Below are 23,038 nucleotides of genomic sequence, written 5' to 3' on the forward strand. Positions count from 1 at the left end.
TCACCTGGCCCCCGAAGTGGGAGGCTTATTGCAGTGCCCCGCTGGTGGTCGGACCAGCGGGGTTCTTTCATGCCCAGGCGCTTCGCGCTTGGGAGTGCGCGCGTCTTGGCCTGCACAGGCATCCGTTCAGCCTGTTGTACACATCTTCGAGGGAACGCGCCCCAATGTCGGCGGCGCTCGATACGGTTCTTGCATGAGTGAGGAACCCTGGTACGAGCGGCTGCGCGAGCAGTGGCGCCCCGAGCGGGTGCGGCTTCTGATCATCGACGAGGCTGCGCCTGAGCTGGCTGCCGACTCGAAGCATGAGTTCTTCTATTCGCCGACAGTCGTCAGCTGGGATCCGCTGTTCCGTGCCGTCGTCGACGTGTACTTCGACGGCGAGTTCCCGCCCGCCGGCGCCGACAAGAGTCCCTACCTCGAGAAGCTGCGAGACCAAGGCGTCTATGTGATCGAGACGATCCCATTCCCTGTCGACGGGTACAGCCGGGGCGAGCGCCCACATCTGACGGCGCGGTTCGCGCGCGCCACGATCGAGCGGGCCGCTGCCCTCGAGCCGGAGGGTGTCGTGATCGCGTTCAACTCGGGGTACCGCGCACTCGGCCCGGGGCTCGAGCAGGCCGGGCTTCGGGTGCTGCACGATGCGCCGGTGCCGTTCCCCCGGGGGCGCTACCGCGAGCAGTTCATCGCGGCGCTGCGCGAGATCGTCGAGCGTCAACCCACGGCCTGAGCCGGGGGTCAGCGGCGGCGGCGCCGGCCACGCAGGGTCTCGCGCGTCGCGCGGACGACCGCCCAGACCGCGGCGGCAAGCGCGGCGATCGCGATCAGCTCGGCCACGCGGATGATCAGCATGCTGTGAAGCCTATGCGGCGTAAGGTGCGGCGACCGACGCGGCGTGCATCGGCTTCTTATCCTGCGCATAGGCAGGAGATGACGTCGCCCTAGCCGACTCGAGCAGGGTGAGCGACATGATGGCCCTCCTCACGCGTCCACGAACGTGGATCATTACGGCCGTCGTCGTTGTCGTCGTCGCGGGGGCCTCCGTCTGGTGGTTCGGATTCGCGCACAAGACCGACGCCAACGCGGCGACCGCGACCTCGACGACCCTGACCGTGTCGACGCGCACTCTGCAGCAGTCGGTTTCTGGAACCGGGACCCTCACGCCCACCGTCGATCAGCAGGTGTCGTTCGCCGCCTCCGGCACTGTCACCGCAGTCAAGGTGAAAGAGGGGCAGACCGTGAAGGCCGGCGACGTGCTCGGCACCATCACGACGGCGCAGGCGAACGCAGATCTCGCCGAAGCGAAGGCGACGCTCGCGAGCGACCAGGCGAAGCTGGCCTCTGACGAGGCGAGCAGCGACGGGTCGAGCTCGGCGACCGCCCAGATCAGCGCCGACCAGGCGGCGGTGACGGTCGCGCAGGCATCCGTCACCTCTGCTCAGAACGCGCTCAAGGGCACGACGCTCACCGCGCCCGTCGCGGGTCTCGTGACCGCGGTGAACGTCGCCGTGGGGGATGCCGTCACCGGGTCGAGCTCGTCGGGCTCGTCGAGCGGTTCAGGCGGCAGCTCAAGCGGCTCTGGCGCTTCCGGCAGCTCGCGCACCGGCTCCGGGTCGACGCCCTCTGCCTCGTCGTCCTCCGGTTCGAGCGGATCGTCGAGCAGCTCGACGAGCTCGAGCGGCGCGTTCGAGATCACCGGCACCGACTCGTGGACGACGCAGATCAGCGTCGCCGCAGCGCAGGTGAAGAACCTCAAGGTCGGCGACCAGGTGACGCTGTCGACCACCGAGAACCCCTCGTTCTTCGGCACCGTGAGCTCGATCGGGCTGCTGCCGTCGACCACCTCTGGCGCTGCGACCTACCCGGTCAGCGTGAAGGTGACGGGCACCCCGCAGAACCTGTACGACGGCGTGTCGGTGACCGCCGCCGTGATCTACAAGAAGGTGACGGATGCCGTCGCCGTGCCGAGCCTCGCCGTGACGCAGTCGAACGGCGCATCGACCGTGACCAAGCTCGTGGACGGCAAGCAGGTGCAGCAGAAGGTGACGACCGGCATCGAAGAGGGCCAGTACATCCAGATCACCGACGGGCTGAAGTCAGGCGACCAGATCGTGCTGAAGATCGCCCGGCGCACGCCCGGTACCGGCAGCACTGGCGGCACGGGTACGGGCCGCAACAGCGGCACGGGCGGCACCGGCGGGTTCGGCGGCGGCGGATTCCCCGGCGGCGGGTCGGGCTTCGGCGGGGGCACCGGGTTCGGCGGCCGTGGCGGCTTCGGCGGCACCACCGGCGGCAACTCCGGAACGACCGGCAGCTTCCAGCGCGGCTCGGGGGCGGGGAACTGATGGCTCAGGCATCCGTTCTGCCCGTCTTTCGCGCGCCCGGAAACGGCGAGCCCGTCATCCGCCTCGCCGAGGCGCGAAAGACCTACAAGACCGGGTCGATCGAGTTCGAGGCGCTGCGCGGCGTCGACCTCGACATCGACGACGGCGAGTACGTGGCCGTCGTCGGCCCGTCCGGCAGCGGCAAGTCGACGATCATGAACATCCTGGGCTGCCTCGACACCCTCACCAGCGGGTCGTACCTGCTCGCCGGCGAGAACGTCGAAGAGCTCGACGAAGCAGATCTGGCCGCGGTGCGCAACCGCCGCATCGGGTTCGTGTTCCAGCAGTTCCACCTGCTGGCGAGCCTCTCGGCGTGGCGGAACGTCGAACTGCCGATGATGTACGCCGGGGTCCCCCGCGACGAGCGGCGCGAGCGGGCCGTGGCCGCGCTCGAGCGCGTCGGCCTCGGCGACCGGCTCGACAACAAGCCGGGGCAGCTCTCGGGCGGCCAGCAGCAGCGCGTCGCCGTGGCGCGCGCGCTCGTCACCGAGCCGACGATGATCCTGGCCGACGAGCCGACGGGAAACCTCGACTCCCACTCGACGGAAGAGGTGCTCGGTCTCTTCGACGAGCTGCACACGAGTGGTCGCACCATCGTGCTGATCACCCACGAGCACGAGGTGGCGGCGCGAGCGCGCCGGATCGTGCACGTGCGCGACGGGCTCATCCAGTCGGAAGAGGTGCGCGCATGAACTGGATCGAGACGCTGCGCACCTCGTGGTTCGCGATCGCCAGCCACAAGATGCGCTCGGCCCTCACGGTGCTCGGCATCCTGATCGGCATCGCCGCGGTGATCCTCACCGTCGGGCTCGGCCTCGGCACGCAGAAAGACGTCTCGAGCCAGATCTCGGCCCTCGGCTCGAACCTGCTGATCGTCTCCCCCGGCTCGTCGACCTCGTCGAGCGGGGTGCGCGGCGGCTTCGGCACGGGGTCGACCCTGACGCAGGCGGATGCCGAGGCGCTCGGCTCGAAGGTGAACGCGCCCGACATCGCGGGCGTCGACGCCGAGAAGTCTTCGTCGCAGGAGCTCACCGCCGGGTCGACGAACTGGACGACGACCGTCGTGGGCGCGACGCCCTCCTATCTCAGCGTGCGCGGGCGGTCGCTGCAGAGCGGCACCTTCATCACGGCGAAGCAGGATTCGGATCAGGCATCCGTCGTGGTGCTCGGCTCTGAGACTGCGACCGAGCTGTTCGGCTTCACCAATGTGGTCGGGCAGACGGTGACGATCGACTCGCAGGACTTCCAGGTGGTCGGCGTGCTGGCTTCCTCAGGCTCGAACTCGACCAGCAACCTCGACGACACGGCGATCGTGCCGCTGTCGACGATGGCCGGGAACCTGGTCGGCGGATCGCAGGCGAATTCCGTCTCGACCGTCTATCTGAAGGCGAAGTCGGCGGATGCCCTGCCTGCGGCCTATCAAGAGGCGAAGTCCGTGCTGCTGAACCGCCACAACATCGCCACGGGCGGCACGGCCGACTTCACGGTCTCGAGTCAGGACTCGCTGGTGTCGACCGCGACCTCGGTGGCGCGCACGCTGACGATCCTGCTCACGGGCATCGCCGCGCTGTCGCTGCTGGTCGGCGGCATCGGGGTGATGAACATCATGCTCGTCTCGGTCACCGAGCGAACCCGCGAGATCGGCCTGCGCAAGGCGCTCGGCGCGCCCCCAGGGGCGATTCGGAATCAGTTCCTGGTCGAGGCCGGAACGCTGGGGCTCACCGGCGGCATCATCGGTGCGGCGCTCGGCATCGTGGCGGCGCTCACCCTGCCCGGCGTGATCGGCTCGTCGATCGAGGTCTCCGGTCTCGCGATCGGGCTGTCACTCGTGGTCGCGATCGGCATCGGGCTCGTCTTCGGCGTCTACCCCGCGACGCGAGCCGCACGGCTCGCCCCCATCGACGCGCTGCGCACGGAGTAGGCGCGGCTTCCGCACGGACTTATGAGGAATCAGAACATGAACAGCAAGCTCCACATCGTCACTGCCTCGGCGGCCCTCGTGGTCGGCGCCGCGCTGGTGCTGACCGGCTGCGCGTCGCACTCTGCCAAGGCGTCGTCGACGTCGTCGGGCAGCGGCCAGTCGCAGAGCGGCCAGGGCGGCTCGGGCCAGCCAGGTCAGGGCGGCCAGGGCGGATTCGGTGGCGGCGGCACCTCCGGTCAGATCGCCGACATCGAGGGCACGACGCTGCAGGTGCAGGATTCGTCGTCGCAGACCGCAGTGACGTATTCGTCGTCGACGGCGATCACGAAGACCGTGAGCGTGAGCCTCGCGGCGGTCAAGGTCGGCGAGTGCATCACCGCGTCGACGCTGCCGGCGAGCGGGGCCGGCTCGGGCTCGTCGGGCTCGTCGTCCTCTTCGTCGTCGACCTCGGCGAGCGCTGCGGTCACCAGCGTCTCGATCTCGCAGCCGACCAATGGCAGCTGCACGGCCGGGTTCGGCGGCCAGGGTGGCGCCGGCCGCACCGGCCAGGGGGGCACCCGGCCGACCGACCGGCCGACCAACCGACCGAGCAACCGCCCCTCCGGCGCGCCGACCGGCGGCTTCGGCGGCGGCGGCTTCGCGATGCCGACGAGCGGCAAGGTGACGGCCGTCAGCGGCTCGACCATCACGGTCGACGCACTGGACTTCCAGACCCAGAAGACGACGTCGAAGAAGGTGACCGTCGACGGGTCGACCAAGTACTCCGAGACGCAGAAGGGTGCGGCATCCGATCTCGTCGTCGGCCAGTGCGTGCTGGCACGTGGCAAGGCGGACGACTCCGGCACCGTCGCCGCCACCTCGCTGACGGTCTCCGCGCCCGTGAACGGCAGCTGCACCACCGGCTTCGGCGGGCGCGGCTTCGGCGGCGGACAGCGCGGCGGCAACGGAAGCGGCAGCGGATCGCAGAGCGGAACCACCAATGGCTGAGGCTCGTCGCAGGAGCCGGCGCCGGGGCCGGGTGATCCTCGGAATCGCCATCGGGGCCGTCGTCGTGGTCGGCGGCGCGGGCGTGGCGTGGGCATCTCTCGCTCCCCACCAGCCGAGCTATCGACTCGCGAAGGCGACCAAGGCGGACGTCACACAGACCGCATCGCTCGCGGGAACCCTCGAGTCGGCGACGCGCGCCGACCGGGCATTCCAGGTCTCCGGAACCGTGGCCTCTGTCGGTGTGAAGGTCGGCGACAAGGTCACCGCCGGCCAGACCCTCGCGACGCTCGACACCTCGGTGCTCGACGATGCCGTGACCCAGGCACAGCAAGCGGTGACCTCTGCGCAGCAGCAGCTGTCGACCGACCTCACGTCGCAGACGGCGAGCGCGAGCACGAGCACGACGGCGAGCGCGGCTACGGCGACGGATGCCTCGAGCGGGGCGCTCGCGATGGGAGCGTTCGTGGCCGCCGTCGCCTCCGCCACACCGGCGGCGACGTCGGTGTCGCAGGCCGAAGCGGCGGTGACCTCGGCCCAGAACGCGCTGCTCACCGACAGCAAGGCGGTCACGACCGCGCAGGACACCCTGAACGGCGACCTCGCGAGCATCAGCGCGACGGCTCCAGCGGCCGGCGCCACTGCGTCGGCCTGCTACCAGTTCCTGCAGGCGACCGTCTCGAGCACCGATGCGGACGAGGCATCGAATGAGATCAAGAGCGCCCAGGGTCAGCTCTCGAACTGCCAGCAGGCCGTGAAGACGGTGCTCACCGACGAGCAGGCGGTCGCCGAGGCGCAGGCCAAGGTTCAGGATGACGTGACGACGCTCAACAACGCCGTCACCGCCCTCGAGAACGCGGTGAAGCAGTCCACGAGCACACCGGGCGCGGGCTCGGAGTCCGGTTCTGGTGCAGGTGCCGGCTCCGGCTCGGGCTCCGGCAGCGGCAGCGCGCCCACGGGCGGCAGCGGTTCAAGCCGCGGTGGATCGGCGGGCGCAGGCTCGTCAGGCGCGGGCTCGTCGGGCGCCGCCGGACAGAGCGGCAGCGGGTCGAGCCGCGCCGGGTCCGGGGCGGGCACCGGTGCGAGCTCCGGCTCCGGCTCGGGCGCGGCCTCGGGCTCCGGCTCGCGCGGCTCGGGCAGCAGCTCGGAGCCGGCGACCGCTGAGCAGATCGTCGCCGATCAGGCATCCGTCGCCTCGGCGCAGGCCAATCTCGCGGTCGCTCAGCAGAACGTGAGCCTCGCCACGCTGACCAGCCCGATCTCGGGCACCGTCGCCGCGGTGGGCATCTCAGCCGGCTCGTCGGTGACGGCGCAGTCGAGCAGCCAGGTGATCAGTGTCGTGGGCGACGACGGCTGGATCGTCGACACGGCCGTGACCGCGACGGGCATCGGCCCGCTGAAGGTCGGGCAGAGCGCGAGCGTGAACGTCTCAGGTGTGGCCGGCGCGCTCACCGGCACCGTCTCGGCGATCGGATTCCTCAACACCGCATCGGATTCCACGACGCCGTCGTACGACGTGAAGCTCGCCCTGACCGGCTCGGGCGACGGACTGCTGAACGGGGCATCCGCTCGGCTCACGGTCAGCGTCGATAAGGCGAGCGGCGTGCTGACCGTGCCGAGCTCGGCGGTGCACCTCGGCTCGGGGAACACCTACTCGGTCGACGTGCTCGCCGACGGCAAGGCGACCTCGCGGCAGGTGAAGGTCGGTGCGATCGGCGCCGATCGCACGCAGATCACGAGCGGTCTGTCGGCAGGCGACCGGGTGGTCCTGGCGGACCTGTCGTCGACGGTCTCGAGCGACAGCACCCAGTCCAACTCGACCCGCAGCGGGCTCGGCGGTCTGACGAGCACCGGCGGTGGCCAGCGGTTCGGTGGCGGCGCAGGCGGCTTCGGCGGAGCAGGCAGCTTCGGCGGCGGCACGGGCCGCACCGGCGCCGGAGGGTGAGCACAGGCGGGTGACAGCCTCGGCCGGGCCGACTTCCCTACGAGGCCGGCCCGGCCGCGGCATCCCGCGCGGAATCCCCGGTCACATCCCACCCCAGCTGCGGCGTCTCGCACGACTCGCGGAAGACGAACTGCGACGGCAGCTTGCGCTCGTGCGACGTCCAGTCGATCGCGGGGCGGCGCGATGACTCCGGCACGTAGCCGAGCCGGTAGACGGCCATGAGCTCGAGCTCGTCGGGCACCCGCAGCAGCGACACGATGCGCTCCCACTGCCCGGGCACCTCCATCGGGAACGAGACGAACTGGATGCCCATGCCGAGCTCGACCGTCGTCAGCCAGATGTTCTCCATCGCGGCGCCCATGCTGAAGATCGAGTAGAACGACGACAGCTCGCCCGGCCGGTTCTCGCTGCGATCGAGCATGACGCCGATCAGCAGCGGCGAGCCGGCGACGAGCTTCCGGTTCTCCTCCCCCAGCGTCTGCGGCACGCGCAGCAGGTTCATCAGCTTCTGGCCGCGCGCGGTGAACGCCTGCGACGTGAAGGGCTTCAGTGCCGCGGGCAGCTTGTCGAACAGCATGCCGCTGCGCTTCTCGTCCATCTCGGCCTGCGAGAAGCGGAAGTACGGCTTGTACCGCTCGAAGAAGGTGCCGTTCGACATCGCCGTCGTCATGCTCTCTCCGCTGATCTCGGCGATCTGCTCGATCGTCGCGCGATCTTCGACGAGCACGAAGCGCCACGGCTGGCTGTTCAGCTGGCTCGGCGCCCGAGAGGCGGCCTCGATCAGCAGCCGCTGGTGCTCTTCAGAGACCCGGTCCGGCAGGAATGGCCCGTTCGTCGTCTTCCGGCGCCGCACGACCTCGAGGAACTCCACATGCACTCCTTTAACTGGGCAGCTGACTGAGCAGCGCGAACGCTGCAGCGATGAAGAACGGGGCGGGCACGAGCCCGGTGATCGGATGCCTGAGCGTCAGCCGCCCGCCCGCATGTGTTCCCACGAACGGGATCAGCGCGAACGGCACGAGCGCCGGCAGCAGCAGCCAGCCGGCGAGCGGATGCCACCACAGGCCGGCGGCGACGGCCGCCGCGGCGAGCACGAAGGTGCACGTGTAGAGCGCATGGTGCAGCCAGTGGAATCCGCTCGAGTCCACGCGCCGGCTCGCGACGAGCAGGCCCAGCGCGATGCTGGCGAGATAGCTGACCGATGCCACCGCCAGCGCGACCCCGACGATCATGGCGTCTCACTCTTCACCAGCAGCAGCCGCCACGGGAACATGCGCTCCACCCGCCAGCCGGGCGCGAGCGCGGCCAGTTCGGCCGCGGTGTAGCTGCGCCGGATCGACCGCAGCCCGTCGACCAGTGCGAAGGAATCCAGCGCGAACGGCAGTGCGCCCGCCGCCCACGCGGCATAGGCGAGCCGGCTGCGCTCGATGTCGTCGTGCACGATGAGCCGCGCCCCGAACCCGGTGCTGTCGGCGAGCAGCTCGTCGCGCTCTGCGTCGCCGAGGTGGTGCAGCAGATGGTTCGAGACCACGATGTCGAAGCGCTCGCCCGCCTCGAGCAGCTCGCGCGAGGTCGCGGCGCGGAAGCGCACGCCGTCGCGCGCGGCATCGGGCATGCGCCCTTGCACGTACCGCAGCGCGCGCTCGTCCGGGTCGATGGCGGTCACGTCCAGCGCGAGCCCGTCGGCGCGCGCCCACCCCGCGAGAGCGCGCGGAATGTCGCCGCCCCCGAAGCCGATGTCCAGAAGCCGGGCGTGCCCGTTCGCCAGCAGCGGCCGCACGCGCGAGGTGTAGACCCGGCGCCACCCGCTCACGACGCGGTTCGCGAGCGCGAAATGGCGATATGTCGCGAACAGCCGGGCCTCGTCGCACGGCCCGTCCATGATCTCGGCGAGCGCGGGCTCGCGAGCCGCGAGGGTCACCGGCCACCGCCCTCGACCGTCATCAGCGCCGACTCGACCGTCACCCCGGGGCCGAACGCCGTCGCCACCACGCGCTCCCCCGGCCGCGCGCGGCGCATCACCCGATCGAGCACGAACAGCACGGTCGGCGACGACATGTTCCCGTACTCGCGCAGCACCGCTCGCGACGGTGCGAGCTGCGCGTCCGACAGGCCGAGCGCCTCCTGCGTGCGGTCGAGAATGGCTCGGCCGCCCGGGTGGATCGCCCAGTTCTCGATGAGCGACCAGCTGCGCCCCGGCTCGAGGGGCGCGAGCGCGGCACCGATCTCATGCTCGAGCAGCTTGGGCACGTACGAGCTCAGCACCAGGTCGAACCCCTGATCGCCGATCGACCAGGCGAGATCGCCCTCGGTCTCGCGCCTCGAGAGCTCGGAATGCAGCGCGTCGATGCGCAGTCCCGTGCGCGGGTGCGACGCCACGATCGCCGCCGCCGCACCGTCGCCGAACACGGTGCCCGACACGATCTGGTCCGGGTCCTCCGACGAACGCAGGTGCAGCGTGCACAGCTCGACGCACACCACGAGCACGACCGCGGTCGGCTCGGCTCGGCACGCGTCCACAGCCGCGCGCAGGCCGGGGAACGCGCCGTGGCAGCCCATGAACCCGATGTTCAGCCGTCGCACGTCAGGTCGCAGGCCGAGCCCGCGCACCAGCGCGACGTCGGGCCCCGGGGCGAAGAATCCGGTGCACGACACCGTCACCACATGCGTCACGTCGGCCGCTGCGATCGGCCCCCGCGCCAGGGCGGCGCGCGCCGCCTCGAGCGCGAGCGGCACGCACCGGCGCACGTACTCCGCGTTGCGCTCGCCCGTGGTCGGGTGCAGCAGCCGCTGCGTCGCAGCGTCGAAGAAGACCGGGGATGCCTGGCCCGCGCCGCCCTCTGACGAGGCGCACCTGCGCGAGGCATCCGTGAGCCCGGCGAACTCGTCGATGACGGTGCGGCGCGCGTCGATCGCCGAGCCGTCCATCGCGGCACCGATCAAGCGCTGCGCGACGCGGCCGAGGCCCGGCTGGGCGAGCAGGATGTCGCGCGCGGCGGTCTGCGGCACGACGGCCGGCGGGACGGCGGTGCCGATCGCGACGATGCGGGCATCGGTCATGGCTGCATCCTCCTCCCGAGGTGCCACGAGGGCGGGCGCGGTTCGGTTCAGAGGAATCAGGGGGTGAGCACGATCTTGCCCCGCGGGTGACCGGTCTCGACCAGCTCGTGGGCCCTGGCGGCGTCGGCGAGCGCGAACGCCTCGCCGAGCTCCACCGAGAAGCGCCCCTCGGCGATCAGCTTCGCCGTGTAGGGGATCGCCTCGTCGCGGAGCGCGTTCGCCTCTGGCGTCATGGAGCCGGGCAGACCCCCGCTGAACACGGTGACCCCATGCTCGGCCGCCCAGCCGGGAACGACGATCTCGACGATGCGGGTGGGGTCGTCGACGAGGGCGAGTGACACCTCGAGCGCCTCATCGGTTCCAGCCGCTTCGAGCACGCGGTCGATGCCCTGAGGCGCGGCCTCGCGCACCCGGTCGAGCAGACCGTCGCCGTAGGTGACGGGAACGGCACCGAGCGTGCGCAGACGCTCGTGATTCGACTCGCTCGCCGTGGCGACCACGTTCGCGCCCCACAGCTTCGCGAACTGCACCGCAGCCTGGCCGACGGCTCCGGCACCTGCGTGCACGAGCAGCGTCTCGCCGGGCACGAGGCCGACAGATTTGAGGCACTGATAGGCCGTGCCGCCGGGCACGCCGAGCGCAGCCCCCTCGGGGAAGCTCACCTCGGCGGGCTTGGGCGTCCACTTCGCGGCGGGCCCCGTGACGTATTCGGCGTAGGTGCCCGGCTGCCCCCAGCCGATCACTTCGTCGCCGGGGCGGAAGGTGACACCCTCGCCTGCGGCCACGACCACGCCCGAGGCATCCGCCCCGATTCTCTTGGGCTCTGTGATGTCACCGCGCGACCCTTTGCGGATCTTCGCGTCGACCGGGTTCACGCCGGCCGCCCGCACGCGCACCAGCACCTCGCCGGGGCCGGGTGCTGCGACCGGGACGTCGCGCAACTCAAGCACCTCTGGGCCGCCTGCGCGGGTGATCAGAACGGCTTTGGCTGTTTCGGGGAGTTCGGGTTGGGACGGCGACGTCATACCTTCATCCTGCCCGGCAAGCGCCGCGAGCATGCGCCCGATCTTTGCGGGCGGGCACCTTAGCGCCCGCATTATGGCTTCCCCTCGAGTCCCCTGAAAGGGGTACATCGGCGCGTCGCGTCTTTATATGGTCGAAGCGATGAGCATTCTCGGTAAGCTCGGCGCCCTTGTCGGTTTCGTCATCGCGGCGGCCGTGGCGGGCGTCTTGGCGGCTGCATCCTTGGCGCCGTTCGCCGTGCTCAGCGCCGACGGCGTGCACGGCACCCTCGGCACCTATTTCTCGATGCCCGACTATCTGAAGATCGAGACGCCGCAGCAGATCAGCACCCTCTATGCGCAAGACGGCAAGGGGCACGAGGTCGCCGTCGCGACGTTCTATTCGCAGGACCGCGTCAACGTCGACCCTGACGAGATCGCGCAGACCGTGAAAGACGCTGCGATCGACACGGAGGACCCTCGGTTCTACCAAGAGGGCGGCGTCGACGTGATCGGCACCATTCGCGCGACGCTCGCGACGGCGCTCGGTCACGGCGACAACGTGCAGGGCGGCTCGAGCATCACCCAGCAGTACGTGAAGAACGTGCTGGTGCAGCAGTGCGAGCGGCTGAGCTCCAAGAAGGCCATCGACACCTGCTACAACAAGGCGATCGAAGTCACGCCCGAGCGCAAGCTGCAGGAGATGCGCTATGCGTCGGCCGTCGACCGGCAGTATTCGAAAGCCCAGATCCTGACCGGCTATCTCAACATCGTCGGCCTGGGTGGGACGACCTACGGCGTGCAGGCGGGCGCGCGCTACTACTTCGGCACGGATGCCGCACACCTCACCGTCCCGCAGGCGGCCACCCTCGTCGCGATCCTCAACAACCCGTCGAACCTGCGCATCGACGAGCCGAGCAACCCGAAGAACGGCGCGAAGAACGGCTACAAGCTGACGCTCGAGCGGCGAGATTACGTGCTCGACAAGATGCGCTCGCACAACTCGATTTCAGAGGAGCAGTACGAGGCGGCGAAGAAGACGCCGATCACTCCGAAGATCACTCAGCAGGCATCCGGCTGCGCCGCGGCGGCCAAGTACGACGCGGCGTACTACTGCCAGTACGTGCGCGACACGCTGCTCGCCGACCCCGCTCTGGGCAAGACGTCGGCCGAGCGGATCGAGAAGCTCGACACGGCCGGGCTGCAGATCCACACGCCGCTGCGCCTCGACCTGCAGGCGGCGGCGCAGAAGGCGCTGAGCAGCTACGTGCCGAAGTCTGCGGGCGGCGTCTCGCTCGGCGGCACGAATGTGACCGTGCGCCCGGGCAGCGGCCAGATCGTGACGATGGTGCAGAACACCGATTTCGGGAACAGCGACGCGCCGGGCGTGACGAGCGTGAACTACAACACGGACCAGGCCTACGGCGGGTCGATGGGATTCCAGACCGGGTCGACCTTCAAGCCGTTCACCCTCGCCGAATGGCTCAAAGAGGGCCACACCCTGAACCAGTACGTGTCGACTGCTGGTCGGCACTTCCCCTTCTCGGACTTCCACAACAGCTGTTACAACATCGGTGCAGGCAGCCAGGTGTGGAACGTGCAGAACAACGACAACGAGGCCGTGCCGGGGTCGATGTCGGTGATGGCGGCGACGGCGCAGTCGATCAACACCGCCTACGCGAACATGGGGCGCCAGATCGACCTGTGCGGCGTCGCCGCGAACGCGAAGGCGATGGGCGTGCACCTCGCCAACAACGGGCCCTTCGAGGAGTTCCCGTCGGAGATCCTCGGCACGAATCTGATCTCGCCGCTCACGATGGCCGAGGCCTACGCGGGGTTCTCCAACGGCGGCACCGTCTGCACGCCGATCGCCGTGACCTCGATCACCGACTCGACGGGGAAGAAGGTGCCCTTCACCGGCGCGAAGTGCCACGGCAGCATGCCCTCGAATATCGCGAACACCGTGGAGTACGCACTGCAAGGCGTGCTCAAGGGTGCAGGGACGGCGGCGACCGCGAACCCGAACGACGGGGTGCCGCTGTTCGCGAAGACCGGTACGACCGACGGTGACGAGCAGAACTGGATGATCACGTCGTCGACCAACTACACGACGGCGATCTGGGTCGGCAACGCATCGGGTCACGTCGGGCTCGAGCACTTCCCGCTGCTGCAGGGCACGACTGGCTACACCTCGAAGTTCTCGATCGCGCACCAGCTGCTGCCGGTGCTCGACCGCGCCTTCGGCGGTGCCGCGCTGCCCGGGCCTGACCCGAAGCTGCTCGGGGCTGTGACCCAGCCGCACTACACGCACAAAGGAACGGGGCCGACCAAGCCCGCGCCGGCCAAGCCCGCGCCGCCGAAGGCGCCCGCCCCGCCGTCGAAGGGCGGCGGTGGCCACGGCAAGGGGCACTGAGCCGGCCGAAGCAGCGCCCTACGCCACCGTGCCGGCGTAACTCTCGAACTCGGCGCGCGCGAGCCGGTGCACCGACGGCCACAGCTCGGCGATCACCTCGATCCCCTGGCGCAGCGCCTGGGGGTCGGCGGCGATCGGGATGCGCAGATTGCGCTCGAACGCCCCGTCGATCCCGAATCGTGGGCCTGCGGCCACGAGCAGACCGCGGGCGTGCGCAGCGAGGGCGAGCTGCGAGCTGACCGGTGCGCCGAGGTTGACCCACGCGGCCAGGCCGCCGTCGAGCCGCGGCGGGAACGTCCAGTCGGGCAAGAGCTCGGAGATCATCGTGCGGGCCGTCTCGCGGCCGACGCGCAGCTGCTCGCGGCGCTCCTCGGCGATCTCGGCGGAATGCGGCAGCAGGCGCGCCACGACGAGCTGTTCGAACACGGGCACGGCGAGGTCCGTCGAGCCGCGCTGGGCCGCGATGCGCCTGGCGAGCTGCGGGGTGGCGCGCAGCCACCCGATGCGCAGTCCGCCCCAGATCTGCTTGCTCGCTGAGCCGATGTGCACGACCTCTGCCCCGTGCGCTTCGGCGAGTGCGCCGAGCGGCGGCAGCACCACGCCGCGGTCGATGTCGAGCTCTGCGGTCGCCTCGTCGGCGATCACGACGGTGCCCGCGGCCGCCGCCGCCTCGAGGATCCGTTCGCGATCGCGCATCGACATCGACCGGCCGGTCGGATTCTGGAAGTCAGGCATCGTGTAGGCGACCGCCGGCGCCGAGCGCTGAAAGGCCGCTTCGAGCGCGGGCAGATCCCAGCCGTCCTCGACGGTGACGGGCGTCGTGATGAGTCGCGCGCCGGCGTCGCGGAGCGCGTCGTAGGCGTTCGGGTAGGACGGGCTCTCGGCCCACGCCCGATCGCCGCGGTTCACGAGCGCCTTCGCCGCGAGGAAGATCGCGCTCTGCGAGCCGGTCGTCACCACGATCTGCTCGGGGTCGGTGGGCAGGCCGCGGCGGCCGTACCAGTCGGCGATGGCCTCGCGCAGCTCGAGCTGCCCGATGCCGTCGTAGCCGAGCGTGCCGAAATGCGAGCGGTAGTCGGCCAGCAGCTCGTCGTCGAGCGCGCTGGGAAGCATCCGCGTCGCAGGCAATGACGCGTGCGTGAAGCCGATCAGCGTGCCACCGGGAACTCCGGCGGCCGGGCGTGCGTTCGGCAGTCGCGTCGTCGTGCCCGAGCCCTGCACGCTCGAGGCGTAGCCCGTCTCTCGCAGCCGGCGGTAAGCGGCCGCGACCGTCGTGCGGCTGAGGGCGAGTGCGTCGGCAAGCTCGCGCTCTGCGGGCAGACGGATGCCTGACGAGACGCGACCGTCGAGCAGCAGCAGCCGCACCCGATCCGAAAGCGCCTCATACGCCGGCGCGTCGCTGCGCCAGTCGCCCAGTAGATCTCGCAGCGCCCGTGCGCCCAATCGACCGTGTGCCATGGGAGCCAATTTATCGGATGCGGCCTCTTGAATGCCAGCCAATCGGACGATTGGCTTTCTTCATTCGATCCAATCAGTCCAATACTTCGCAAGGCACCCATGAGCAACCTCTTTGGCTTCTTCGTCTGCACCGTTCTTTCCCTCGGCACGGTCGCCGCGCTCTTCCGCGTGGGCGTCAACGACGGCGACATGTTCGGGGACGCACTCGTGCGCGTGCGGCTGATGCAGCTGCGCTGGGCCGACGGGGTCGGTCTCTACGCAGAGGTCGACGTGGACAACCAGAACGACAGTCCCGTCATGGTGTCGGCGCGGGCGCGCGCGGCATCCCCGATCTCCCTGCTCTTCATCGCGCCGCACAGTCGGCGCACGGCGCTCACGCGCCGCGATCGCATCGCGCCGTTCGAGCTGCTCGGCGCGGTCGACGGCCGCGACCGGGTGCGCTTCCTGCTGCCCGTCGATGCCGCGCCGGACGCCCGCGCGCTAAAGGTGACGACCGTCGTCGACCAGGTCGGCGGCCGCACCCGTGTCATCACGGCGACGCTGCTCGTGTCGCGGTCCATCGACGGTGTGCCCGCTGACGGCCCCGGAGTCGTAGCCGGTCGGTAGGAAGCGCACCGCCTTCGCCGCCAGCTCGTTCTCGCGGCGGCGCAGCGTGGCGATGCGCCGGTCGTCACGCAGCGGCAGCTGCAGGTGACGCGTGGCATCCTGCCCGGCTCGCAGCTCGCGCACGCGCTCGAGCTCGACGTCGAACGCGGCGCCGAACACCAGCATCACGTTCATCAGCCAGAGCCACACGAGGAACACGACGAGTCCGGCGAGCGCGCCGTATTCGCGATGGAACGTCGAGAAGTGGGTGACGTAGAGGACGAAGAGAGCGGATGCCGCAGCCATCAGCACGAGTGCCGTGATGCCACCCGCCGTCAGCCACTTGATGCGCCCGTGATGGACGTTCGGCGTTCCCCAGTAGAGCAGCACGATGACCACCACCATCGCGGCGGCGGCGATCACCCAGCGCACGACGGTCCAGACGGCGAATGCGGCGTCGCCGACGCTCGCGATGCCGTGGGGGCCGAACACAGAGCCGGAGAACAGCAGAACGAACAGCACGATCGCCACCAGCACGATGATCGCGACCGTGATGGCGAGCTGCACCAGGCGGTACTTCCAGTAGCGGCGACCTTCTTGCACCCCGTAGATGCGGTTCAGCGCACCGGAGAACGCGTAGACATAGCGCGAGGCGGTCCAGATGGCCACGATGATGGCAACTGCCGTGCCGATGCCCGCACCGGTGCCGCCGACGCTCGCGAGGTGCTCGATGGTCGGGCGCAATGGCTCAATGAGATCGCTCGGACCGACCTGCTGCGCCACCGTCAGCAGTGCCTCGGCGGTGTGCCGCCCTTGCCCGATCAGTCCGAAGATGCCGAATACGGCGAGCAGTGCGGGAAACACGGACAGCACGCTGAAGAACGCGAGGCTGCCCGCCATGTCGACGATGCGCTCGACGAGCAGCACATGGATCGCGCGTCGCAGCGCGTAACGCCACGCGGACGGCTGGGGCATGCGAATTCGATACCCAGGTGGGTCGGCGCGGATGCCTGGCAATTCGCCTCGCGCTCTCGCCTAGGCCGCGCGCTATAAGACCGCTCATAAGTGGCCTACGGGCCGGGTGGTTCTTGCGCGCCGGGTGGTGCTCCCGCCTGCTGTTTGAGTCTGGCGGCTGCGCCATCGCCTGCGGGCGCCCAGTCGATGACCCGCCCGCCGTGGGCGTAGCGGACTTCGGGGGTGCCGGTGATGATCCGGATCTGCCAGGGCCCGTGGTCGATTTCGTGGTGGTGGAACCAGCACAGCAGGACGCCGTTGTCGAGGTCGGTGTTGCCGCCGTTCTTGTAGCTGATGACGTGGTGGACCTCGCACCACTGCGCCGGGACCGTGCACCCCGGGATCAGACAGGTGCCGCCGTCCCGCAGTGCGATCGCGCGTCTCTGGCGGCGGGTGAACCCGCGCACGCTGCGCCCGAGCCGCAGGACTTCGCCGTCGTCGCCGAAGATCACCGTCTGGATGCCGCCCGCGCAGGCGGCCTGCTCGGCCTCTGAGACGGGGACGGGTTCGGGGGTGCCGGCGTAGAACGCCAGCCCCTCACCCGAGTGAAGCTCTTTGGCGGTGGTGGAGATCCACACGGTGGGGTGGTCCCCACCCATCTCCGGCGCCTCGGCCGAGCGGGCCTGGGAGGCGCAGATATCCCGGAACAGGTCCGCCCGCTTCTGCCCGGCCGTGCGCGAGTCCTCAGGCGTGACCTCGTCGGCGGGGGCGAAGGTGACCGTCTTCCTTCCCTTCGGGTTGATGAACGCGTCGAACAGCCCCCGCGCGACGGCCGCATGCCCGGCCGGAAGCAGCCCGGACACCTTCGCGGCGCCGTCGACGGTCGGGCCGATGGAGAAGTACCGCTGCGCCATCGCCTTCTGCGCCTGATCCTCCACGGCCGTGATATCGAGCAGTGCGGCCTTCTCCGCCGCCCGAGCTTTCACCTCGTCCGCGCCCGCGGTCACTGCGAGCTCGACGAGTTCCGCCTCGACCAGCGACAGTTCGGCGGCGTCGGCCTTCCCGAGGTCCTTGCCTGCAGTCTTCGTGAGCTCCGAGCTGATCGCCGCGGCGGCCTCCCGGCCGATCCGCCCGTCCAACACGGCGGCCTCGACAGTGGGCAGCTTCTTCAACTCCGTCGCCTGCGCGACAAGCCTCTGAGCTTCCTTGCCCGAGCTCTTCGTCAGACCCTGGATCGCCCCGGCGGCGGTCTTGAACCCCAACCGGCGCGCCAGAGAATCCGGCGACTCGGGGTCCGAGCGGTGCTGCACCTCCCCGGCGACCGCCAGCTCCACCGCATCCAGGTGTCGGTGCACCGCGGCAAGATCCTCCGCAAGCCGCACCAGCTGCCCATCCGTCAAAGCCGAAGGGTCAACAGGCAGCACACCCGCCAGGCGCGCAAGCGCCCCGCACACGGCAGACCCGACCTTCGACATAGAACAAGACTACGCCAAGCATCCGACATTGGCCACGAAATAATAGAACACTTATTCACAAGTGCGGGAAGCCCAGCGACTTCTCCACACCCAGCCCCACAGCCCAGCCATCCGCCCGCGCCTACAGCTACAGTTCGAACTCGCCCATTTCCCCCGGCTCGAGCACCCGCAGCAGGTGGCCGAGATCCGCATCATCGAACGCCTCGACCACTTCAGCCACGCCCTGGGTGAAGTGGGCCCACCCCTCGGCGTGCACCGGCACCACCCAGGCCGGGTCGAGCAGCTCCGCCGCCCGTGCCGCCTTCCGCCCGCTCAGCGTCAGGTACGCGTCGATGCGCGGCGTGCGCGCCGCACCGACGAACAGCAGGGCCCCGTCGATCGGCCCGAGATTCTCCGCCACCTCGTCGACGACCCGCAGCGACGCGTTGTCGCCGCTGACGTAGACCGTCGGCAAGTCGTCACCCGCCAGTACGAAGCCGATCACGGGCCCCGCGTCGTACCCGACCGGCCCGTGCACCGCCGGCGTTCCATAGACGGTGACGACCCCACCGCCTGGCGGCGAAAGCTCGAGGTGCTGCCACGGCTCGAGCGCGACCGCACTCGCGATGTCGAGGCGCTCCACCCCGGCATCCGTCGTGATCACCTTCGGCACCTGCGCAAGCAGCGCGCGCCCGGCAGAGTCCAGGTTGTCGGGGTGGTGGTCGTGCGACAGCAGCACGGCGTCGATCGGCCCGAGCCCAGCCAAAGTCACCGCAGGGCCCGTCAGCTTGGTCAGGGTGCGCGGCCCGCTCGGGTGCTCCCCCGGTGGGTCGAAGGTCGGGTCGGTCAGCAGCCTGAGACCGCCGTACTCGATCAGGGCGGTCGGCCCGCCGATCAGCGTGATGCGCATCGGTTCCGGATTGCTCACTGCTCTCCCAGCGTCAGAGTCGTGGTGTGGCGATCACCGTCGCGGACGTACTCCACCTGCACCCGGTCGCCCGGGTTCATCGCGGTGACGAGCGCGCTCAGGACTGAGAGATCGGATGCCTGGTGCCCATGGATCCGCGTGATGATGTCGCCCACCTGCAGGCCCGCCTGCTCGGCCGGGCCGCCGGCGGTCACCGACTGCACGAACAGTCCCACCGTCTGCCCGCTCTGCGAGACGACCGGCGCCGCCTGCAGTCCGAGGTAGGCGTAGCCGATCGGCTCACCGGCGATGATCTGCTTCGCGACGTGGCCTGCGAGGTTCGCCGGCACGGCGAAGCCGATGCCGACGCTGCCGCCGCCCGCCTGGCCGGCCTCGTTCGGCACGGTGGCGATCGCGGTGTTCACGCCGACGAGCTTGCCGTTGCAGTCCACCAGCGCGCCGCCCGAGTTGCCGGGGTTGATCGCCGCATCGGTCTGGATCGCGCCGACCAGAACGGTCGTCTGGCCGCCGTCGCTCGGCACGGGCACGTTGCGGTCGAGCGCGCTCACGATCCCGGCCGTGACGGTGCTCGACAGGCCGAGCGGGGCGCCGAGCGCCACCACCGGCTGGCCGACCACGACGTCATCCGAGTCGGCGAACGGCAGGACGACCAGCCCCGCGCGCTGCTGCACCTTGAGCACGGCGAGGTCGGAGCGCGGGTCGCGCCCGGTCAGCTCTGCGGGCTCTGTGGTGCCGTCTGAGAAGGTCACGCTGATCGAGCCACCGCCAACCGCGGGCGAGATCACGTGGTTGTTGGTCACGATGTAGCCGTCTTTGCGGAACACCTCGCCGCTGCCGACGCCGCCCGAGCCGCCGCCCGGCTGCTGCACCGACACGGTCACGACCGACGGCAGCACCGTGCGCGCGATGTGCACCGAGTCGCAGGCACCGACCGCGCCCGAGGTGCCGGTCGACCGGGCCGCCGACGGGCTCCCGTGCAGCGCGAGCGCGGTCGCGGCGCCCCCGGCGGCCCCCAGCACGAGCGCCGCCACGACGGTGCCGATCAGCGCCCAGCGCAGCCGGCGGCCGATGCCGGCACCGTCGCCAGCGCCGCCGGAACCCTCCCCTGGCCCCTTCCGTACCCGCACCCCGTCGCCCCGGCCGCCGCCGGAACCCGGGCCCATCCCCGGTGCCTCCCGCTCAGGAATCCGATCGCTCATCGCGCTCCCCCGCTCTCCCCGATGCGCCTCGTCAGCGCCTTGTTCACCTCAGCCAGCACGAAGACGACGATTGCGAGCAGCGCCGACAGGCCCCACTGATGCCAATCGATGACGTCCGACCCGAACCAGTCGTGCATGAACGGCAGATACACAAAGGCGAGTTGCAGCACGATCAGCACGGCCGCGGAGATGTAGATGACGCGGTTCCCGCGGAACACCTCGAGCGACAGGCTCGAGCGGTCGAGAAAGCGGCAGCTGAACAGATAGGCGAGCTGGCACAGCGCGAGCGTCGTGACCGCGGTGGTCTGCGACTGTGCGAGGTTCTCGCCGTGGCCGTCCTCGAAATAGAACGAGAACATAGTGGCTGCTGCGACGAGCAGCGAGACCACGCCGATGCGGACTCCCATGCGGGCATCGAGCAGCGGGGCGTCCTTGCCCCGAGGCGGCTGGTCCATGAGCCCCGGCTCCGCGCCCGCTCCGGCGAGCGCGAGCGACAGCGTCACGGACGTCGCCATGTTGATCCACAGCACCTGCACCGGCTCGAGCGGCAGCTGCGTCGCGCCGATGAGCACGGCGATCAGGATGACCAGCGATTGCCCGCCGTTCGTCGGCAGCAGGAACAGGATCGACTTGCGGATGTTCGAGTAGATCCGCCGGCCCTCTTCGACCGCCCGCTCGATGGTCGCGAAATTGTCGTCGGTGAGCACGAGGTCCGCGGCCTCTTTGGTCGCCTCGGTGCCCTTCAGCCCCATCGCGACGCCGACGTCGGCCTGCGTCAGGGCGGGCGCGTCGTTCACGCCGTCGCCCGTCATCGCGACGACCTCGCCCTCGTGCTGCAGCGCCGAGACGATGCGGATCTTGTGCTCGGGACTCGTGCGCGCATACACATCGACGGTGCCGGCGACCGCCCGTAGCTGCTCGTCGCTCATCGCCTCGAGCTCGGCGCCGGTGAGCACCCGAGGCTCGGCGGCGTCGGCGCCGGCATCCCCGGCCCCTGCGTCGCCGCCGGACGTGATGCCCATCTCGCGCGCGATCGACAGCGCCGTGTCGGGGTGGTCGCCGGTGATCATCTTCACGGCGACGCCGGCGCGGTGGCTGGTGGCGATGGCGACGATCGCCTCTGGGCGCGGCGGGTCGACGATGCCCACGACCCCGATGAACTCGAAGCCCGTCTCGAGGTCGGCATGCGAGAGCGTCGCCGCCCCGGCATCCGCCCGCCGCCGCGCGGCCGCCAGCACCCGCAGGCCGCGCTGCCCGAGCTCGCTGATCTGCCGCTGCCAGTGCGCGACGTCGATGGGCGCAGCGGACCCGTCGGGCTGGGTCTGCGTCGTCGCGCGCGTCAGCACGCGGTCGGGCGCTCCTTTCAGAAAGACGTATGCCTCACCGCCGTCGCCCCGCGCGAGAACGGCCATGTACTTGGTCTCGGAGTCGAAGGGCACTTCGGCCTCGCGCTGCCAGGTGCCGCCGTCGACGCCGGCCTTGTGGCCGAGCACGGCGAGAGCGCCCTCGGTCGGCGCGCCGACGATGCGCCAATCGCCGGCAGCGCCCACGACTCGCGCGTCGTTGCAGACCGCGACCGCCTCGGCGAGTGCTTGAAGATCAGGGTTGGCGGATGCCGGCGCGGGGGCGCCGTCGCGGGTGATGACGCCCTCGGGCGCATACCCCGTGCCCTCGACCTCGTACTCGTGCGCCGCGGTGCGCACCGCCCGCGCGGTCATCTCGTTCTTGGTGAGCGTGCCGGTCTTGTCAGAGCAGATGACGGTCACCGAGCCGAGCGCCTCGACGGCTGGTAGGCGGCGGGTGATCGCGTGCCGCCTGGCCATCTGTTGCACGCCGAGCGCGAGCGTGATGGTGACGAGCGCGGGCAGGCCCTCAGGGATCGCGGCGACAGCGAAGCCGATGGCCGCCGACACGATCTCTTGCAGCCCGAAGCCGTGGACGAAGAATCCGATCGCCGTCATCACGAGCGTCATCGCGACGATCGTCCACGCGATCAGGCGGCCGAAGCGCGCGAGCGCGATCGCGAGCGGGGTCTCGACCGACTCGACTTCGGTGACCAGGGTCTGGATGTGCCCGATCTCGGTGTTCACCCCGGTCGCCACGACGACGCCGCGACCGGTGCCCGCCGCCACCAGCGTGCCGGAGAACATCATCGAGCTGCGGTCGCCCAGTTCGGCCGTCGGCGCGACGGGCTCGGTGAACTTGGTCGACGGCTCGGCCTCTCCCGTGAGCGCGGATTCGTCGACCTGCAGGTTCGCCGCGTCGAGCAGGCGCAGGTCGGCGGGCACCCGGTCGCCGGCGCGCAGGCGCACCACGTCGCCGGGGACCAGCTCCGCGGCATCCACCTCGATCCACACGCCCGCCCGCATGACGTGCGCCTGCGTCGACATCATGCCGCGGATCGCGTTGAGCGCCTGCTCCGCGCGCCCCTCCTGGACGAGCCCGATGACCGCGTTGATGACGGCGACGGCGAGGATCACGGCGAAGTCGACCCAGTCGCCGATGATCGCCTTCAGCAGCGCAGAGGCGAGCAGCACATAGATGAGGACGTCTTTGAACTGCAGCAGCACGCGCTTCCACCACGGGGCCGGCTTGGGCGGGGCGAGCATGTTGCGCCCGTGGCTGTCGAGCCGGGCGGATGCCTCGGCTGCGGTCAGTCCGTGTTCGGTTCCCCCGAGACTCTCGAGAACGGCGGAGGCGGGCGCTGCCCACGGTTCGCTGGTCTGGATCGTTCGATCGAGGTCCATGGAAATCA

18 protein-coding genes are annotated in these 23,038 nt (G+C 70.1%); 7 read left to right on the top strand and 11 right to left on the bottom strand.

Features of this window, described 5'->3' with window-relative positions; translation table 11 throughout:
• The first annotated feature begins 193 nt into the window (after nucleotides 1-193).
• The 6 genes from ABD736_RS06810 (at nucleotide 194) to ABD736_RS06835 (ending at nucleotide 7,231) form a co-directional block, all read left to right on the top strand.
• On the top strand, nucleotides 194-727 hold the full coding sequence (locus ABD736_RS06810; RefSeq protein WP_344790985.1) for a hypothetical protein: 534 nt from the start codon (nucleotides 194-196) through the stop codon (nucleotides 725-727).
• A 238-nt stretch (nucleotides 728-965) separates the two neighbouring features.
• Nucleotides 966-2,342, top strand: coding sequence for an efflux RND transporter periplasmic adaptor subunit (locus ABD736_RS06815; RefSeq protein ID WP_344790986.1), 1,377 nt, complete (start codon nucleotides 966-968; stop codon nucleotides 2,340-2,342).
• A complete protein-coding gene (locus tag ABD736_RS06820) occupies nucleotides 2,342-3,073 on the top strand; it encodes an ABC transporter ATP-binding protein (protein WP_344790987.1) in 732 nt (243 codons plus the stop codon). The genes ABD736_RS06815 and ABD736_RS06820 overlap by 1 nt, the downstream gene beginning before the upstream one ends.
• A complete protein-coding gene (locus ABD736_RS06825) occupies nucleotides 3,070-4,302 on the top strand; it encodes an ABC transporter permease (RefSeq protein WP_344790988.1) in 1,233 nt (410 codons plus the stop codon). Before ABD736_RS06820 ends, ABD736_RS06825 begins: the two co-directional genes overlap by 4 nt.
• Before the next feature lie 36 nt (nucleotides 4,303-4,338).
• On the top strand, nucleotides 4,339-5,289 hold the full coding sequence (locus ABD736_RS06830) for a DUF5666 domain-containing protein (RefSeq protein WP_344790989.1): 951 nt from the start codon (nucleotides 4,339-4,341) through the stop codon (nucleotides 5,287-5,289).
• A complete protein-coding gene (locus ABD736_RS06835) occupies nucleotides 5,282-7,231 on the top strand; it encodes an efflux RND transporter periplasmic adaptor subunit (RefSeq protein ID WP_344790990.1) in 1,950 nt (649 codons plus the stop codon). Before ABD736_RS06830 ends, ABD736_RS06835 begins: the two co-directional genes overlap by 8 nt.
• Nucleotides 7,232-7,268: 37 nt before the next feature.
• Here ABD736_RS06835 and ABD736_RS06840 read toward each other — a convergent pair whose 3' ends face one another.
• The 5 genes from ABD736_RS06840 to ABD736_RS06860 are packed head-to-tail and all read right to left on the bottom strand — an operon-like array spanning nucleotide 7,269 to nucleotide 11,316.
• A complete protein-coding gene (locus tag ABD736_RS06840; RefSeq protein WP_344790991.1) occupies nucleotides 7,269-8,102 on the bottom strand; it encodes a nitroreductase family protein in 834 nt (277 codons plus the stop codon).
• A gap of 10 nt (nucleotides 8,103-8,112) precedes the next feature.
• A complete protein-coding gene (locus ABD736_RS06845) occupies nucleotides 8,113-8,463 on the bottom strand; it encodes a hypothetical protein (RefSeq protein WP_344790992.1) in 351 nt (116 codons plus the stop codon).
• Nucleotides 8,460-9,152, bottom strand: a complete 693-nt coding sequence (locus ABD736_RS06850; protein ID WP_344790993.1) for a methyltransferase domain-containing protein — start codon at nucleotides 9,150-9,152, stop codon at nucleotides 8,460-8,462. The genes ABD736_RS06845 and ABD736_RS06850 overlap by 4 nt, the downstream gene beginning before the upstream one ends.
• On the bottom strand, nucleotides 9,149-10,291 hold the full coding sequence (locus ABD736_RS06855; protein WP_344790994.1) for a type III polyketide synthase: 1,143 nt from the start codon (nucleotides 10,289-10,291) through the stop codon (nucleotides 9,149-9,151). The genes ABD736_RS06850 and ABD736_RS06855 overlap by 4 nt, the downstream gene beginning before the upstream one ends.
• Before the next feature lie 56 nt (nucleotides 10,292-10,347).
• The gene (locus tag ABD736_RS06860; protein WP_344790995.1) at nucleotides 10,348-11,316 is read right to left on the bottom strand and encodes an NADP-dependent oxidoreductase; all 969 of its coding nucleotides are present in this window, start codon (nucleotides 11,314-11,316) and stop codon (nucleotides 10,348-10,350) included.
• Nucleotides 11,317-11,455: 139 nt separating this feature from the next.
• Here ABD736_RS06860 and ABD736_RS06865 point away from each other — a divergent pair, with 139 nt between their 5' ends.
• Nucleotides 11,456-13,705, top strand: coding sequence for a transglycosylase domain-containing protein (locus tag ABD736_RS06865; RefSeq protein WP_344790996.1), 2,250 nt, complete (start codon nucleotides 11,456-11,458; stop codon nucleotides 13,703-13,705).
• Between the two features lie 18 nt (nucleotides 13,706-13,723).
• Here ABD736_RS06865 and yczR read toward each other — a convergent pair whose 3' ends face one another.
• The 6 genes from yczR to ABD736_RS06895 all read right to left on the bottom strand — a co-directional run bounded on the left by yczR (nucleotide 13,724) and on the right by ABD736_RS06895 (nucleotide 23,030).
• Complete coding sequence (gene yczR, locus ABD736_RS06870) at nucleotides 13,724-15,163, bottom strand: MocR-like transcription factor YczR (RefSeq protein ID WP_344790997.1); 1,440 nt, start codon at nucleotides 15,161-15,163, stop codon at nucleotides 13,724-13,726.
• A 480-nt stretch (nucleotides 15,164-15,643) separates the two neighbouring features.
• Nucleotides 15,644-16,723 (bottom strand): YihY/virulence factor BrkB family protein, encoded by a 1,080-nt coding sequence (locus ABD736_RS06875; RefSeq protein WP_344790998.1) that lies wholly within the window; start codon nucleotides 16,721-16,723, stop codon nucleotides 15,644-15,646.
• Between the two features lie 95 nt (nucleotides 16,724-16,818).
• A complete protein-coding gene (locus tag ABD736_RS06880) occupies nucleotides 16,819-18,177 on the bottom strand; it encodes an HNH endonuclease signature motif containing protein (RefSeq protein WP_344790999.1) in 1,359 nt (452 codons plus the stop codon).
• 127 nt (nucleotides 18,178-18,304) lie between these two features.
• A complete protein-coding gene (locus tag ABD736_RS06885) occupies nucleotides 18,305-19,084 on the bottom strand; it encodes an MBL fold metallo-hydrolase (protein ID WP_344791000.1) in 780 nt (259 codons plus the stop codon).
• Nucleotides 19,081-20,247, bottom strand: a complete 1,167-nt coding sequence (locus ABD736_RS06890; RefSeq protein ID WP_344791002.1) for a S1C family serine protease — start codon at nucleotides 20,245-20,247, stop codon at nucleotides 19,081-19,083. The genes ABD736_RS06885 and ABD736_RS06890 overlap by 4 nt, the downstream gene beginning before the upstream one ends.
• Nucleotides 20,248-20,279: 32 nt before the next feature.
• Entirely contained in the window at nucleotides 20,280-23,030 is a 2,751-nt protein-coding gene (locus ABD736_RS06895; protein WP_344791003.1) for a cation-translocating P-type ATPase, read from the bottom strand.
• Nucleotides 23,031-23,038: the final 8 nt, after the last annotated feature.

The sequence above is a fragment of the Gryllotalpicola daejeonensis genome (genome assembly GCF_039538145.1).
Lineage (GTDB): Bacteria > Actinomycetota > Actinomycetes > Actinomycetales > Microbacteriaceae > Gryllotalpicola > Gryllotalpicola daejeonensis.